This window comes from Sulfobacillus sp. hq2, assembly GCF_002903155.1.
Taxonomy (GTDB): domain Bacteria; phylum Bacillota; class Sulfobacillia; order Sulfobacillales; family Sulfobacillaceae; genus Sulfobacillus; species Sulfobacillus thermotolerans.
Map to the genome: position 1 here is coordinate 30,746 of NZ_NWUL01000028.1, position 13,772 is coordinate 44,517.

At 54.1% G+C, this 13,772-nt stretch carries 23 protein-coding genes; 3 read left to right on the forward strand and 20 right to left on the reverse strand.

Going from position 1 to position 13,772, the window contains the following annotated elements; translation table 11 throughout:
- Positions 1 to 690: 690 nt before the first annotated feature.
- Positions 691 to 1,197, reverse strand: coding sequence for a transposase (locus tag CO251_RS04540; protein ID WP_255398092.1), 507 nt, complete (start codon positions 1,195 to 1,197; stop codon positions 691 to 693).
- Between the two features lie 766 nt (positions 1,198 to 1,963).
- On the opposite strand from CO251_RS04540, the gene CO251_RS04550 reads away from it, so the two are divergent.
- The 3 genes from CO251_RS04550 (at position 1,964) to CO251_RS04565 (ending at position 3,588) form a co-directional block, all read left to right on the forward strand.
- Positions 1,964 to 2,152, forward strand: coding sequence for an IS110 family transposase (locus CO251_RS04550; protein ID WP_242968317.1), 189 nt, complete (start codon positions 1,964 to 1,966; stop codon positions 2,150 to 2,152).
- Positions 2,153 to 2,474: 322 nt separating this feature from the next.
- Positions 2,475 to 3,188, forward strand: a complete 714-nt coding sequence (locus CO251_RS17150; RefSeq protein WP_146038986.1) for a hypothetical protein — start codon at positions 2,475 to 2,477, stop codon at positions 3,186 to 3,188.
- A 4-nt stretch (positions 3,189 to 3,192) separates the two neighbouring features.
- On the forward strand, positions 3,193 to 3,588 hold the full coding sequence (locus CO251_RS04565; RefSeq protein ID WP_103374625.1) for a hypothetical protein: 396 nt from the start codon (positions 3,193 to 3,195) through the stop codon (positions 3,586 to 3,588).
- Positions 3,589 to 3,629: 41 nt separating this feature from the next.
- Here CO251_RS04565 and CO251_RS04570 read toward each other — a convergent pair whose 3' ends face one another.
- The 19 genes from CO251_RS04570 to CO251_RS04660 all read right to left on the reverse strand — a co-directional run bounded on the left by CO251_RS04570 (position 3,630) and on the right by CO251_RS04660 (position 13,472).
- Positions 3,630 to 3,986, reverse strand: a complete 357-nt coding sequence (locus CO251_RS04570; RefSeq protein ID WP_103374626.1) for a LysM domain-containing protein — start codon at positions 3,984 to 3,986, stop codon at positions 3,630 to 3,632.
- Positions 3,987 to 4,118: 132 nt separating this feature from the next.
- Positions 4,119 to 4,757 (reverse strand): hypothetical protein, encoded by a 639-nt coding sequence (locus tag CO251_RS04575; RefSeq protein WP_103374627.1) that lies wholly within the window; start codon positions 4,755 to 4,757, stop codon positions 4,119 to 4,121.
- On the reverse strand, positions 4,754 to 4,951 hold the full coding sequence (locus CO251_RS04580; RefSeq protein WP_103374628.1) for a hypothetical protein: 198 nt from the start codon (positions 4,949 to 4,951) through the stop codon (positions 4,754 to 4,756). Before CO251_RS04580 ends, CO251_RS04575 begins: the two co-directional genes overlap by 4 nt.
- Before the next feature lie 12 nt (positions 4,952 to 4,963).
- Positions 4,964 to 5,392: a hypothetical protein gene (locus CO251_RS04585; protein WP_103374629.1), complete on the reverse strand. Its 429-nt coding sequence runs from the start codon at positions 5,390 to 5,392 to the stop codon at positions 4,964 to 4,966.
- Between the two features lie 9 nt (positions 5,393 to 5,401).
- Complete coding sequence (locus CO251_RS04590; RefSeq protein WP_103374630.1) at positions 5,402 to 5,728, reverse strand: hypothetical protein; 327 nt, start codon at positions 5,726 to 5,728, stop codon at positions 5,402 to 5,404.
- Complete coding sequence (locus tag CO251_RS04595) at positions 5,728 to 6,198, reverse strand: hypothetical protein (protein ID WP_103374631.1); 471 nt, start codon at positions 6,196 to 6,198, stop codon at positions 5,728 to 5,730. Before CO251_RS04595 ends, CO251_RS04590 begins: the two co-directional genes overlap by 1 nt.
- A complete protein-coding gene (locus tag CO251_RS04600) occupies positions 6,198 to 6,821 on the reverse strand; it encodes a LysM peptidoglycan-binding domain-containing protein (RefSeq protein ID WP_103374632.1) in 624 nt (207 codons plus the stop codon). The genes CO251_RS04595 and CO251_RS04600 overlap by 1 nt, the downstream gene beginning before the upstream one ends.
- 12 nt (positions 6,822 to 6,833) lie before the next feature.
- Positions 6,834 to 7,358 carry a hypothetical protein gene (locus CO251_RS04605; RefSeq protein ID WP_103374633.1) on the reverse strand — a complete coding sequence of 175 codons (525 nt, stop codon included), beginning with the start codon at positions 7,356 to 7,358 and terminating at the stop codon, positions 6,834 to 6,836.
- Positions 7,351 to 7,800, reverse strand: a complete 450-nt coding sequence (locus CO251_RS04610) for a phage holin family protein (protein ID WP_158246180.1) — start codon at positions 7,798 to 7,800, stop codon at positions 7,351 to 7,353. The genes CO251_RS04605 and CO251_RS04610 overlap by 8 nt, the downstream gene beginning before the upstream one ends.
- The gene (locus tag CO251_RS04615; RefSeq protein WP_103374635.1) at positions 7,797 to 8,027 is read right to left on the reverse strand and encodes a hypothetical protein; all 231 of its coding nucleotides are present in this window, start codon (positions 8,025 to 8,027) and stop codon (positions 7,797 to 7,799) included. The genes CO251_RS04610 and CO251_RS04615 overlap by 4 nt, the downstream gene beginning before the upstream one ends.
- A 13-nt stretch (positions 8,028 to 8,040) precedes the next feature.
- Complete coding sequence (locus CO251_RS04620; protein ID WP_103374636.1) at positions 8,041 to 9,003, reverse strand: hypothetical protein; 963 nt, start codon at positions 9,001 to 9,003, stop codon at positions 8,041 to 8,043.
- Positions 9,004 to 9,005: 2 nt separating this feature from the next.
- Positions 9,006 to 9,131, reverse strand: coding sequence for a hypothetical protein (locus tag CO251_RS17890; RefSeq protein WP_255398093.1), 126 nt, complete (start codon positions 9,129 to 9,131; stop codon positions 9,006 to 9,008).
- On the reverse strand, positions 9,128 to 9,754 hold the full coding sequence (locus CO251_RS04625; protein WP_103374637.1) for a hypothetical protein: 627 nt from the start codon (positions 9,752 to 9,754) through the stop codon (positions 9,128 to 9,130). The genes CO251_RS17890 and CO251_RS04625 overlap by 4 nt, the downstream gene beginning before the upstream one ends.
- Complete coding sequence (locus CO251_RS04630) at positions 9,751 to 9,951, reverse strand: hypothetical protein (protein ID WP_103374638.1); 201 nt, start codon at positions 9,949 to 9,951, stop codon at positions 9,751 to 9,753. The genes CO251_RS04625 and CO251_RS04630 overlap by 4 nt, the downstream gene beginning before the upstream one ends.
- A gap of 5 nt (positions 9,952 to 9,956) precedes the next feature.
- Entirely contained in the window at positions 9,957 to 10,412 is a 456-nt protein-coding gene (locus tag CO251_RS04635; RefSeq protein ID WP_103374639.1) for a hypothetical protein, read from the reverse strand.
- Positions 10,402 to 11,022, reverse strand: coding sequence for a hypothetical protein (locus tag CO251_RS04640; RefSeq protein WP_103374640.1), 621 nt, complete (start codon positions 11,020 to 11,022; stop codon positions 10,402 to 10,404). The genes CO251_RS04635 and CO251_RS04640 overlap by 11 nt, the downstream gene beginning before the upstream one ends.
- A 263-nt stretch (positions 11,023 to 11,285) precedes the next feature.
- On the reverse strand, positions 11,286 to 11,618 hold the full coding sequence (locus tag CO251_RS04650) for a hypothetical protein (RefSeq protein WP_103374642.1): 333 nt from the start codon (positions 11,616 to 11,618) through the stop codon (positions 11,286 to 11,288).
- A complete protein-coding gene (locus tag CO251_RS04655) occupies positions 11,599 to 11,778 on the reverse strand; it encodes a hypothetical protein (protein ID WP_103374643.1) in 180 nt (59 codons plus the stop codon). Before CO251_RS04655 ends, CO251_RS04650 begins: the two co-directional genes overlap by 20 nt.
- Entirely contained in the window at positions 11,775 to 13,472 is a 1,698-nt protein-coding gene (locus tag CO251_RS04660; protein WP_103374644.1) for a protein rep, read from the reverse strand. The genes CO251_RS04655 and CO251_RS04660 overlap by 4 nt, the downstream gene beginning before the upstream one ends.
- Positions 13,473 to 13,772 lie beyond the last annotated feature (300 nt).

Below are 13,772 nucleotides of genomic sequence, written 5' to 3' on the forward strand. Positions count from 1 at the left end.
TGATGATCTGGTCATAGGTAAAAATCAAATGGCTCTCGTTATGTCGGAGAACGATAATCCCGGGTTGGTGCTTGAGCAGGCATCACGAGGCACTAAAAGCCGACTGTAGTGCCGTTTTAATGATTTTCACCATCCATGTCTTGCTGGTTCACCCGTGTCGCAATAACACTTGACGAGGATCCAGGCACGCATGCTGCTACTAGTCCACCGAACCAAGCCCAAGTAGTGAAAAGCGTATAAAGTTTGTCACGGTTATCGTGCTCCTTTGGTGTTATGCGACAAACTCAACTGCGTTTCAACGCCATAGGCCGTATTATTTGACCACCAATCACTGGGCCTACCGACATCCAAAGCTGCATACCTTCATGGCGGTTCTGGTGCGTGCGAAGAAATAACAGCAACCCTCTAGTGTTTCGGGCTTGGGCTCCTAAATCTATAAGTCTTACAACACTATAATACGCATCTTATAGGTCTGCGGTATCTATCATCCGCGGACGATAGCCTCCATTTAGTTTTTTTCAAGCCTTGGAGAAAGAATTAGCGTCGTAGGTAAAGGCTGCGTTTATTATCCTAAGTAGCAACAAAAGTTCTGTTACAACGTGTGACTAGTAGAGTTATTAAGGTGTAGACGGGGAAATATCGGTCAAGTCCTAATTTGTGTGTAAAAACGTTCCCTTGGTTTGGGAGTCGTTATGCGACGGACGTATCTCCCGCGGGTGGCACCTCTGCCGCCGCTTGCGACTGGTTTGCGTGCCAATACGGTTCGAGGTTCAGGTACCGCGGGCCCGTGGTCCATGCTTCATGCTGCTCGAGCAACAGCGCGCCTAAGAGGCGGATCGCCGACTCCCGGTGTGGAAAAATCCGAATCACCCGTTCGCGGCGCCGGATCTCGGCGTTGAGCCGCTCGACGCCATTCGTGGTGCGTAACCGCTGGCGCAGCGCCTCGGGGAGTTGCAAGACCGCCAGCGCCTCCTCGAGTCCGTCCTCCCCAATCGCCACCGCGCGGGGCGCGCGCTCGGCAAAGTCCTGGAGGAGTTTGGTCCCCAAGGTGTCGACGGTGGCCCGGTCGGGGGCTTCGAAGAGCGTACGGAGACGTCTATGGAGTTCGCTCTGCACCGCCTTCGGCGCGGCGTCCAGGACGTTGCGGGTCAGGTGCGTTTGACAGCCGAGCCTTGTGGAATCGAAGTTGGCCTTCAAGAACCGTTAAACGGCTCGTCACGCAGGAGTTTTGTGAAGGGGGGCGTCCATGATTATCGATATTGGCTCCGATGGTAATTCTACCGCCGAAGCTAAGGGATTGTTGCTAGATAGTCGTTATATCAGAAAAGATGATAGACTTTTCACTTCTGTCCCGCAGCGGAGTTTATAAAGCCGAATTTAACGGTATCGGAAATTGGGGTGGGTACATTCCATCCGTGTATTTTCTGGGAACAAAAAGTACAAAGGTTTATGCAGTAGACCTGGATGAACGTATAGTCCCGTTGCTTAGTACTCAACCTACAATTATCCCCTTATAGTGGCCAACTTTGCTGACCTTGCACGTTGGATCTGTGAGCCCTTAGATGCTGCATATTGTATTTCAGCGGTCGAGCATATGGACGTCACCGATATTATTTCTGGATTTAATGCTTTGCGGCACCTTCTTCGTCCGGGAGCTCTATTCATTTTGACGCTACGGCAGCCTTGAGGAGCGTCATTGCGGCCGTATGCCTGAGTACGTGCGGTGTCACCTGTTTGCTTTTTAGGGAAGGTTAGGGAAGGAGCCTGTTCTATCGCGTGTTGCATGAGTGCCACGCCACATTCCACGGCATCGGAACTGAGCCGGGGCTGTCCCAAAAGGCACAAATTAACGAGGTCAATCGCGTCGACAAAACGTTGCCGGATCAACAAAAACCGTCTTTTTGGTAAGATCTTCTAAAGGAGACGCCTATTCCCCGACTTCGGGGCATCCAAGGAGAAGCCCGTGCTCAACTTGTTGGAGGCGTATCCCTTTGAGGCCGTGATGGTCGTCAATCCCCAGCACATTGAGGGCATGCCCGGGCGGAAGACCGACGTGCAGGACTCGCGGAGAATTGCCGGGTTGCTCCGGATTGGCGCGTTGAAGGCCGGCTATATTCCGCCGCGTCCGCAGCGGGTGTATATGGCCAAATAGAAAATGGCTCTTCCGTACTTTTGCTGGACGGCAGGAATTTGCTATTTTATGGAGAATAAGGGACATGCCTCAACCCGGAAAGCGTCCTGTAGAAATGTGATTTCGGCGGACATCAACAGCTTCTATTGTAACTAGTTAACATAATATCTCTTATCGGACACAGCCCTTGCCTAATATTATACAGTTTTTCTCCGAACCATGGCGAATATTGGACGGCATTCCATTCATAACCGTTTAGAATGCTTAATATTCCTTTTAGTTATTTGCCTTCGATCTTCGGACTGTGTACCATAATTTTGAAATTTGTTAGGAGGTTGATTGTATGACCCGCACAGTGGGGCTGATTCTTGGCGGCGTGGGTGTCATTGTCGTCGGCGCGTGGACGCTATCGAGTTTACGTCCGGCATCCCGACCAGTGTCGTCGGCTTATTCCCGTCCTACTCCGGCTCGGCGTCCGTCCTCTTCCATGCCGTCGTTGCCATCCTTTCCGTCGTCTTCCAGTCCGTCTTCGGCGTCGCCGTCTCCATCGCCTAGCGCCTCTGGAACTTCTTCGGTTTCGTCGGGTTCTTCGCCTTCTAGTGCCGTTCCTGTAGCGTCCTCGGTGTCTGCCTCCACGCCGATGGAGACCGTCGATATGGGCACATTTGGTACTGTTTCTCTGCCTGCTTCATGGAATCCGACACCCAATGTCTCCACCAGCCCAGACGGTAGCGTGGGCTATTTTTGGAGTTCCGGATCTGATGCCTTTACGTTTCGCTACTTCGAACCGTATGGCGCGAATCATAATGCGACCCTCCAAAGCGACCCATTTGACCCATCCCTATCTCTTCCGACCGGCACGGCGGTGACCAGTCATCCTGCTGCCGATGAATGGAACTTTCAAGGCAACGGGCTAACCGGCGCTATCTTTACTACGCCCTCGATGCAAGGGGCCTATGTGATTTGGGTATCGGGTCCCGATACGTCGGTCCTGCAATCGATTTTAACTAGCGTGTATCTGTATGGGTCCGATTTCACCAATGGACAAGGAGGCTGATCCTGTGATCGCTAAACTTCTCCGGTTCTGGTGGGTCCTTTTCGTGGTCATCGGTGTGGTCTGGTGGCTGTGGCCGACTTCACGCGTCATTCAGCGTGTGCCTGTGAAAGCGGCCCCCGTATCTTTATTAGCCCGTGAACAATTTATTATGCACTATGCGTCCCCGGTCGACCAACGGTTGTGGGTTCAGTCGGGGCGGCCTCCCATTCGTTTTTCGCCGGTTGATAACATTTTGTATTTTACGCCGCGGCCTTCTGGCCCCGATGGTAACATTCCTCTCGCTCTCCGCTGGCCGCGTTCCCCAGCGAATCAGCATATTTTGAGCCAGTTGGTTGGTTCGCCTGCGGTGGTTTCGAACGGTATTCCCGTGGCATGGACTTTTCATGCTGTGAAACCATAGAAAAGGCATCGTGAGATTTCTCCGATGCCTTTTCCTTTGAGTTAGTAGTCGCACATTCCCGATGAGGGCGGATACACCGGGTTGAAATAGTTTAATTGACTTTCCGTAATACTACTGCAAGGCGGTTCAACATTCGTACAGCTCAGGGATGCCGTGGCCAGGTTCGCGGGTAGCCACAACCACCATCCGATTTCTGGTGTTCCCGGCGCGGCTCCATCCGCGTTGTTACATTCGGCAAAATCGTCCACGTCTTCGCTGTTCTCGGTCCCGTAAAACATATTCACAATCGAAGCCCATGAATCCCCACTTTGCACTTGATACGCGATGCAGTTTCCGGCATAACCACTCAAAGTCGGAATGTCCGCAAAGATCTCGCTACAATCTCCATAGATGCCCACGTTTGGTTTCCCCCTTATATGATGGTCACATTTGTAATGCGGTCTAACATGGATTTCCGATGGGTCTTCCGCCGCGGGTGTACTTTCTTGGTGTGCCGTCGCCGTCTTTTTTCCGCCATTTTCTCACCCCCTTTAGACGTGAATGCCATATGCCGTGCCGTTGGTGAAATACACGTCCGACCAGTTCCCATTCGGCAACGTAATGCGCTTATACCCGGTGTAATTTGACGGAATGCTGGACGCTTGATTCCGAATACCGGTTTCGACTTCTTCGAGTAAGTGATCGCTCCCGTTCCCCATGGACGGCATCGTGGTGCTCGTGGTTCCATTCCCGGTATAACTGCCGGTTGTGTTCTTCTCCTGTGCATCAATTGCCGCGAACTGGTCGACCATGAACTGGGGAACCTTCGTGACCGGCGTTCCATCGGCGGCCACGGTATCTATGCGCACTGTGGCCCCGTTGCTGGCCTGATACGTCGCCACGCCATTTGAAACTTTTTTGGGATAGGCATACTGGCTGGACGTGACGATTTTCTGGTATGGGTCTTGCGGCTTGGACGTGAGTTGGGACGTACTTCCCGTTTGCGTGGACGTGGCGACGGTGCTATTGGCCGCCAGTGCTCCCGTGGTATCGGGCGTGCTGGTTTCGCTGGCCGTGCTGTTCACACTGGACAGAAAGGTTGGGACGGCATTCGTTGCTCCCTTCGCGGCCATGCTTCGCCAAATGAGGAAAAGCACAAGGGCGATCAGAATCCATCCTATGGTTGTCATCGCTTTTTTCCCCTTTTCCGCTTGCGGGCGCGTTCTGCCTTCCGTTCCATGCCGCGGACGCCGTATTTGCGATCTCCGACTTTGGCCGCGGTTTCCCGGCCTATTTTGAGGGCTTCGCTCGCGCTGTAGCCCTTCGCCCGGTACTCGGCAGCTATCTTCATAGCTAGCCGCTTAAATGCGCTGGTTTCGGCCATTTTGTTGCCCCCTTATGAGAACAATTCCACGACTGCCACCGTCAGATCTCCCGACGTGGGCGCAGTAGCCCCTATTGCCACTTCCACAATTAGCGAATCAAAATGGGCGGCTAATACCTGGGCGTCTGTCATCTCCGATGTGTATTGTCCGTAGCCGCTGGCCGCTATACCGCCGCTGTCTTCGTAACTTTGGCCGCCTGCTGTGTTGTTGAGAGCGTCATACGTGCTGTCAAACGGGATAAACGTCACGCTCTCAAAAGCCTCATTGGTGGAGTTTTCCACAATAAAGCTTCTGGCACGTGCCGACCTGTTTAATACTCCTACCATGACCAGTTGATAGGTTGAGGACGCCGTGAGGTCGGTATACGACGCACTCCCAATTTGTTTCGGCGGCGATGCCACCGCTTGGGACCCAACTGGGAACAACGTTATGTCGCTCATACTCTCCTCCTATATGGCCGTGTTATCTTCGCGAATCCCGCCGATGTAACAATTCACCGCGTCGGCGCTATACACACTGACCTGCATGAAGTTCAATCCGGCTGTCATGCCGGTATGCGGCGGCAATACAATATCGTAGTTGGTGGCACTTGCGTCTTGACCGCCAAATTTGACGTTCATCGGGACGGTCCCTTCGTTATAGATCACTATGCGGTTCACCGGCGCGGTAAATGTTAGCGTGGTGGCCTCTCCTGCGGTGGTCGTGAAATAGGAGTTGTTCGGGTCCATGGTATTGTACCCGCGCCACATCATCGCGGGTTCAAGGATACCTGCCATTAGGTTGTCACCCCTTCATTCGGATTGGCCGGATACGAATTTGCCGCCGCGACCGCCTTTTTCCATGCCTTCGATTCGCCCTGATAGTTCGGGTTCACCAGCAACGTATACCATTCGGTCGTCAGTTCGATATACCGAAACGCGACCGCAAGACTGGAACTCGTGTTGTTGTTGATCACCGCCCGAAATGCCGCGGTGTCCGTGGCCAAAAAAGCGCCCGCAATGGGTCCATTTTGCGCCCGTAATGTGACGCCGCTCCCGATGTTGGGACCGTAGATCTGAATCGAGTTGTTCACGTCCGCAGGTTCCATATCCACTTCATACACAATCCAGACGTAGTTCGCGGGCGCTTCCAGTTCGACGGTCTGCGTGTTCGCGGTCGGATAGTTGCTTGAAATAGGCACAAACGCATCAGTCTCATAAATCCGCGCGTGCCCTTTGAGCACTAATTCCTGAATAAAGGGACCCACTAGACGTTCACCTCCTCCCCGGGATAGATGAGATTCGGATTCCGCAGTTGTGGGTTGAGTTTTTCGATTTGCGCCAAGGTCAGACCGTGACTGAGGGCAATATCGTACAGGTTATTGCCTTCCTGCACGCGGTACTTTGCGCTACTGCTACTACTTTTTGTCCCGGCTTTCCGGTAGTACTGTCCCGTCGACGGATTCGTCGCGTAGTCTCCGTTATTGCTGGTTTTCGGGGCGCTGGTGGTCACACTGTGGCCGCTGGGAATGGTGATCTGCTGGCCCACGTCAATCAGATTGGGATTGCTAATTTGCGGGTTGGCCGCTTCGAGTGCGGCTAGTGAGACGCCCGTGGCCGCCGCAATCCCGGATAGGGTATCCCCGCTTTGCACGGTGTACGTACTGCCGCCACTATACGTTTTCGTTTTGGTTGTTGCGGTGGTTGTTGCGGGCGCATTGTTTGCGGTCCCGGTGTAGTTCGTGGCGCTGGCGGTGTTCGTTGTCGCTGGGGTCCCCGTAATGTCGCCGATCCACTTGGTCAAGCTGCCGTTCTTCCAGAGCTCATACAGAAGGATTGCCGCCGCAATGAGAATAATCCCTCCGATGAGGTTGTTTTGATTCTTTGCCACGTCAAACCCTCCCTATAAGCCGAGCCATTTGGCGAGTCCTGAAACTTTTTTGCCCACCCATTTCCCGGCATCTTCAATATCGTGGGTCACCGGCAATTTCAAGACGGCTTCCGTGCCGGTCGCAATGCCTTGCAACGCACTCCCGGCCAAGTCTTCCGGGGCACTTCCCGCGGCGGCTCCTAGGATGCCTTCCCACGTCGTCGGGATGGTAACGCCGCCTTTAATTCCTGCCGTCAGGTCGTTGGCATTGGCATTGGCTAAGTCTTTTCCGCTAATTTTCGTCGTACTGTGAGACCGCGACACGTCGTAGGCTCCTTGAGCCGCATTTTTGGCGACGGTGACGGATAGCTTCCCGATTTGCTTGCTCGTGGAATCGGCCAGTGACGCGATCTGCCCTTCGACGTTTTTCAGCGCGGTCCCTACATCCGTGATAAGTGAGGACGTATAGGGCGCGGTCGTGCTCGCTGAGGACGACAGTCCGCGCCAGAGAAAAAAGAGAACGACCGCCGCAATGAGCACCACAATGAGATCATCCATGGGTCTCCCCTTCTTTCGTGTCGCTCGTGGTGTCTGTCGGTGTGGTCGACGCGTTCGGGATGTGGAGAACGCGTTCCAGATTGGCCAGCGTGGGCAGATAGTCCTTAATTAGCTCCACGAGTGTTTCCGTCGTGCTCCCCGTCTTCCCGCGGACATGCTCCAGTACGCTCGTCGCCTCCGTGATGATGCCTAGCCAGAGGGCAATGGGCACGACCACGCGCAAAGACGGCTCCACAATGCTGAGCAATGCCACGAGCACGGGTAACCCGATTTCATCCAATGTCTTCGAGAGGGTCCGGCGAAATGCCGCGCTGGAAAAGCGCTTCGTCAGCAACGCTTTCCCCGTTCCTACCACAAAATCAAGCGCAATCAAGCCTAGTAACGTCCAAAATTCTGCCGCGTCTGCCTTCACCACCGCCAACACCTGCCCGAGATAGTTCACAGTTTCATCACCACCCAGACGGCGACGACCAATAGCACGAGACCCACGAGTGGGCTGTCAAAGGCATTCGTGCTTTTGGCCTGAGCCGCCTTTTTCACGCTCTTTTCGCTATCCAATGGTGAGACGGCGGGCGGCAGGGAAAGCAGGCTGGCCAGCGTGACGTTTTTCCCTCCGGCTAGGGATAACGTTTGTGCGGCTTCTGCGCCATACAGCGCTTCGAGATTCATCCTGCTTCCCCCCTTAGCTTAGTGGTGATAAGGTTTCGATGATCGTGTAGATGTTGGCCGGTTGCGTAATGGTCACGCTATCCGGAATCGTAATCTTGGCCTGATACAGCGACAAGCCCGATGAGTTGATCACGTCGCGCAATGTCCGGGTCCAATAGAGATCGAGACACCGTGCTCCCGTTGAGAGTGGCAATTTGCCCAGGTATCGGTAGTTTTGCAATGCCCGGTAATCGCCATCGGTAAGCGTGTATGGGTTTTCGTAGTCCTCAATCTCGTACTGCGTGGTCATGCCTTGCGTGTAATCGAGTGCTGTTCCGTTGTTTTCGATCACATTCGTGACTCGGAGGTATACCTGGTTCAGTGTGGGCAAGTCGATGTAAATTTCGCCCGTGCTGGTGATGTTCTTCCGCAGGACCTTGATGTTGTGAAGGGTCGACAGGTCCGGTTTCGTTTCTCCCGCGCTGAACAGGAAGGATTCGGCCCATACCTCCACGGTTCCTGTTAGGCTCAGCGTATCGCCGCTGGGCGGGCTGGCAAATTGCGGGTCCGACGCGCTCCGGAGGTCCAGTTCGAGATAAATGCTGGTTTTATCGTTTCCGGCCCAAATAATGCCCGTCTGGTTCGCGTCCGTGACCGTCACCGGTAGCATCGTCGTAAATTCGACCGTGTTGGCTCCTGCGGCCACTCCCATCTGGCTGTTATCCGCATAGCCCGGACGCATAATCCGGCCCATGAGTTCTGCCGAATAGCCGTCTTCTGAGAGCGGAAACAGGTTCCCATTCACATTTAACCGGGCATTCCGAATGAGCGACCAGGGCGCGCGCCATCCTTGGGTCCCGGCGGTTGTCCCGGAGTTCGTGAGCGTCCCATAAAACCTGATCCAGATTCGTGAAAGATAGCCGGTGCGTGGAATGAGCACGTTCGTCTGTCCTTCCGCATAGGAAAAGGACTGGACCTGCCGCATGACTTGCCGCATGGTTAGACCCCCTCCACCGCGCTCGAAATGCCGGGAATATTGATCATCTTGAAAATCCACTTCATCAGCCAGATAAATACGAACGCAATCAAGCCGACCTTTACCATGTCGCCTACCGTGAATTTCATCTGCTGTCTCTCCTTCGTTTTGGACGTTCTGCCCGGCCCAGTTTCAATATTTGTGCCGTGCCTTCGCCCTTACGATAGAACAGCCACGTAAATTTCGGCCACGTCTGACTGCTGAACTCGTCATATCCCCGGACAAAGCCCACGACCTTTTGGGCATCGCTTTTGATCAGGTTTGGCGATGCAAAATAGGCATGAGCCTCGGAAAAGAACAAGTTATGGACATCGACCGGTCTTTGCGTCTCGGCCCAGACGCCGATCTTCAGGCTCCGCCCCGTAATAATGGCCTGTCTGAGCTTTGGTCCCATGCGCTGGCCGGGCGCGACTAGCGCGGCCTCGTTGAGACTGAGGCAGGTCCACTTGCGCGTGAGGACGGCTTCGCCCAGAATGTTTCCCGCATCTACTGGGTCCATGTCGCCCGGCGACCGCCAGATTACGCGGGCGAATCGGAGTAAATCCCGCGGATTTTCTGTGATGTGGAAGTTCGGCAGCTGGACTTCGTGTTTCGGGTCATGAATGATTGCGCTGGGCATGTTCTTCACATAGCCCAGCGCCAAGGTACTTTTCCCGCTCCCGTTCTCACCGATGATTGTCACTTTTTCATACGGTGAAATTTTGGGCCTCATACTTCAAACACGTCCTGCAATGTTTTCACAATCCGACGCACGACGGCTTTCACTTTATGGGCCTCGGCATCCGGCACGCTTTTTAACTGCGGTATCACCACGTTTTTGAGGACGGCATCCACCATGGGATGCATGGATTCACCTTCGAGTTCTTTTTCCAGTCGGTCGAATTTTTCCTTGAGCGTGTTGTTTTTCATCTTTTTTATCCCCCTAGTTTGTTTTCTCCGTATATCCAGTCTCCGGACTGTTTCGGGTCCCTTTTGTTCTCTGCAACCTCGGCCGGTTTCTCAATGTGGGCTTTCCGCGCTTCCGCAAGTTGTTTATCCCATGCCAGCCGCTTGCTGATCATAGCGCCATGTCCCAGCACCACGGTCACAATCGCCACATGCTGGGGCGCCACGTCTTTCAACACCGGCGTCATGTTGAACACGTCCGCCGTGGGTCCCACCAGTGGTCCGCCCTCTGTCTCGTTCCATGCCCAATGGGGACCTTTGAGGCTGGCCATCATGCCATACAGCCCTTTCAGAAGAACCTCCATCACCTCCGGGGTCCAGCCGCCCGCGCTGGGAACCGTTCCCGTCGCGGCAACCGGCTCGGTTTCCTCCATCAGCACGGGCGTTCCGGCCTCCACTTCCAACACCGGCATCTCAGAATCCAATGTTATCGCCACCCTCCCACAAGAGTGCTAAGATGATACCCCCCATGACAGCTAAGCCCACGGCCTGTTTGGTGGTGGTGATTTTGCCCGGCGCAAAGTCTTTCAAGTCAAAGAGGTTCGCGAGTTCTGAGAGGCCGTTCGAGAGCGAGAGACCAGACGCGGCAGACGCCTGCAACTCGGATGCCGGAACCGGGGCGAGTTCGTGATAAATCTGCTCTATGGTGGACGCGTAGGACGGCGAACCGCCCGACCACACTGAGAGTTCTTGTCGCCCTTCTTGCGAAAAGAACTGCCCGGCATCGCCGTTCCGCAGGGCGGCGACCAGGGTTCCATAGCTTGGGGATGTTTGGGTCAGCGTATTTATGGTTGCTTGCGCTCCGGTTGCCCAGTCCGGATAGCACTGGACCCCGACGTTGTTGATTGCTTTGCTTCCCGGCATCTTCCACGTCGTGTTCATCGGGTTGTGGCATTGAAAGGTTGCGTTCCATCCATTTTCGAGTCCCATCCATGCTACGAGCAGGTTGATGTTCGTGGCCGTGGGCGTGGCATTGAGCCCATTCAAAATCGCTTTGGCCGCGGTGTAATAAGCCGGTGACGGCGTGATACTCATGCTTTTCCCCCCTTAAAACTCCCACTCCCAGATCTTTTTTTTGTGCTCCGGCGCGGTTTCGGCGTTTGTTTCGGGTTTCTCCGCTACCTTTTTTCGTGTGCGTCCGGGCGTTAGGTTCTGGGCACGTCCCGGAAACTTATCTAGCGGGTATTTTTTTCCTTGCGTGCCTTCGCCGGTTGCGGTCCATCTGTAGCCGCATCCGTAGCACACCGCGACCAGGGCGGTTGGCTTCTGGTAGTGAGTACGTCCACATTGTGGGCACGCTACATTTGGCACTGCGGTTTCTCCTTCCGTCTATTTTTTCTTGTCGCCCAGTTAGCGATTTCTTGAAACTCTTCCCATGTGAGGTCGGGGACTTCTAACCTAGCCACTTTATACGCATTTAACTGGATTTCCTGTAAGACCGATTCCTTAGACTTGCCGTCTTTTCCTCCCGCATAGGATATCTTCAGAGCTTGCCAAAAGGACTTCCACCCTACTTTGGTCAACCACCACGGGCGAAGAAGTAGCATACGGGCATGAGAAACATACGGTTTCTGAGTGAATTGCTCATCGGTTATCACTGTCGTAGCGGCATCAATTTTTTTCTTCTCCATTCATGTCCTCACTTTCTACATTTTCGAGTTCGACATAGTGAAGAGACCCGTCTAACAGTTCGGTGAGCACTTCATGAGACCAGCCCTTCAGATACGCCTCCACGAAACCGCCACGCGCTTTCCACTCACACACGCGGCATTTGGCTAAGGTTTTGGTCATTTGGCCTCCTTTTCGGGCGGTTTCAACCGCAGACGGCACGGTTCGCAATTCAAGTCGAAATGGTCCGCGGTCCCGTGTTCGGTCTGCGTCACGTAGCGTCCTTTCTCCCAGCCGGCGACCGGCGCGGCAATCGCCGATAGCACGCCTACCAAAAGCCACTCCCACGCATATTCTACCGGCGACTGTGCCCAGTATCTGCGGAACTTGGCTTTGGTCTCGGACACAATCACATTGCGCCATCGTTGTTCCTCGGACTGGGGACGGCCATGCGTTCGGCCTATGTCCTTGCGGTCTAGAGCATTGTTCCGGTACTTTTGCGTCGTGATTTCACCGTCCAGTGTGACTACCCGTTGGCGTGCGGCTATTCCTTTAACGGGTCCGAAGGTTTGCGAATCGCCTAATATTTCGTAGTCCCATTGGTTCGTTTTGGGGTTCCACGTGCGACGCACGTGTCGCCCTTCGGTGGGTTCGTGTTTCATATATGCGCGTTCTTTTTCCCACTGGGCTACGGTCTCGCTCCACCGAATGCCATACATTGCGCCTCCTGTGAACAGGGTCCGACGACCATACAGCGCGCGCGCGAGTTCCTTTGCCGCTTCTGCATCGTCTTCAAGGTCTGCGGTTTTGGTCACATATTTGACCAGTTCTTTGCCGACCGTGCTTGGGTCGGCTTTTTTCACTTGTACGTTCCGCGTCTGGACCGACGTATAGTACTGCCATGCCGCCAAAACTAACGGACGCGGTATCCATCGGCTTTGTGAAACAACAAGTAAATGAATATGCGGATGAAAGGTCCTTGCCTTCTTGTTGAATGTGATTTCGAGACGCCCCATGTAGCCCAGCATCATGCGGAATAAGGATAAACCGGCAATGGGTTTACGGCCTCTTTTCGCGTTCTTTTTTTTCTTTTTGTCCTTTTTGGGACGTTTCGCGGTTAAAAATTTCCGGTGCTTAGATTTTTTTTCCCTGGACGCTTTTCCGCTTTTTTTCGCCCGGCTTGCGCGCCAGAGTTTGCGCCAGGGCTGTAATATCTTCACGTCCAACCAGTTGATTGCGTTCCCGTTGGCATCCCGTTCCCACACATGCGGGATATTAGGGATCGTCAAGGTAATAAAATGCCAATAAAGTGGTTTAGCTTCGTGTTGCAATTCTTTCTCGCCGTCATCGAGAATTTTTTGGAGTACGTCGCTGAGTTCAGGTTGGTCTTCAGGCAACCGGTTCAAGGCACTTTGCAGCTCAACCTGCGAAACCATCCATCGGGAAACTTCTTCCCGCGTGCGATTGCCCGCGAGTTTTCCGCGTCCATCCATCACCGTGGCCCCGTCGACATACCAGCCTGCCATTCGCTTTTGGACCTCTTTTGAGCGGCGATTTGCACAGATTTCACAGAACCGGGAATGACACGTATAGGTATCCTGCACCACTTCCTTTTTGTCCGGCGTGATTCCGATAAACTGGACGGTTGAGCAGTTTCCTAGTTGCTTAGCTGTACGTGCCACAATGTCCATGTCTTCGCCCGACAACGCAGACCAAAAGGGCGACGGCAAGAGGAGTAACCGCGACATTTTTTGGTTATGCTTCATCTGGTAAGCGAACCATTCGTGGTAGGTCAGCCGTCGCTTTTTACCGGCACGAATTTTTCGCGACTTATTTCCGATAGTATCAAGAGAACGCTCCGCGACCGTGGCCATCATCTAACCTCTTTTCCCGTGAGAGTTGCCGATTTCGTAGCCGCCCCATGCGGCCAGCAGAACGAACAGCGCTTCAAGCACTTCTCTAAGCACGGACACACCCTCTTTCCCTTTCGACGCGTGTTACTTCCAGTCCGTACAGACCCAGGGAGTGCTCGACCAGTCGCACATTGACGACACGCACGTCGCCTACGCCTCTCAGCAGGTCTTCGGCCACGTCTCCCCGCGCAAAAACGACAAGTGGATCATGGTGCGCGCGGACCAGTGTCCCGGTCCACGTATCATCGATCCTGAACCCGTCCA

Coding starts and splice junctions, on each gene's coding strand:
- CO251_RS04590 (WP_103374630.1), bottom strand. CDS start 5,728: ATGGCAGGTATCCTTGAACCCGCGATGATGTGGCGCGGGTACAATACC.
- CO251_RS04650 (WP_103374642.1), bottom strand. CDS start 11,618: ATGGAGAAGAAAAAAATTGATGCCGCTACGACAGTGATAACCGATGAG.
- CO251_RS04640 (WP_103374640.1), bottom strand. CDS start 11,022: ATGAGTATCACGCCGTCACCGGCTTATTACACCGCGGCCAAAGCGATT.
- CO251_RS17150 (WP_146038986.1), top strand. CDS start 2,475: ATGACCCGCACAGTGGGGCTGATTCTTGGCGGCGTGGGTGTCATTGTC.
- CO251_RS04615 (WP_103374635.1), bottom strand. CDS start 8,027: ATGAATCTCGAAGCGCTGTATGGCGCAGAAGCCGCACAAACGTTATCC.
- CO251_RS04580 (WP_103374628.1), bottom strand. CDS start 4,951: ATGGCCGAAACCAGCGCATTTAAGCGGCTAGCTATGAAGATAGCTGCC.
- CO251_RS04655 (WP_103374643.1), bottom strand. CDS start 11,778: ATGACCAAAACCTTAGCCAAATGCCGCGTGTGTGAGTGGAAAGCGCGT.
- CO251_RS04660 (WP_103374644.1), bottom strand. CDS start 13,472: ATGATGGCCACGGTCGCGGAGCGTTCTCTTGATACTATCGGAAATAAG.
- CO251_RS04625 (WP_103374637.1), bottom strand. CDS start 9,754: ATGAGGCCCAAAATTTCACCGTATGAAAAAGTGACAATCATCGGTGAG.
- CO251_RS04620 (WP_103374636.1), bottom strand. CDS start 9,003: ATGCGGCAAGTCATGCGGCAGGTCCAGTCCTTTTCCTATGCGGAAGGA.
- CO251_RS17890 (WP_255398093.1), bottom strand. CDS start 9,131: ATGAAATTCACGGTAGGCGACATGGTAAAGGTCGGCTTGATTGCGTTC.
- CO251_RS04575 (WP_103374627.1), bottom strand. CDS start 4,757: ATGACAACCATAGGATGGATTCTGATCGCCCTTGTGCTTTTCCTCATT.
- CO251_RS04605 (WP_103374633.1), bottom strand. CDS start 7,358: ATGGATGATCTCATTGTGGTGCTCATTGCGGCGGTCGTTCTCTTTTTT.
- CO251_RS04630 (WP_103374638.1), bottom strand. CDS start 9,951: ATGAAAAACAACACGCTCAAGGAAAAATTCGACCGACTGGAAAAAGAA.
- CO251_RS04585 (WP_103374629.1), bottom strand. CDS start 5,392: ATGAGCGACATAACGTTGTTCCCAGTTGGGTCCCAAGCGGTGGCATCG.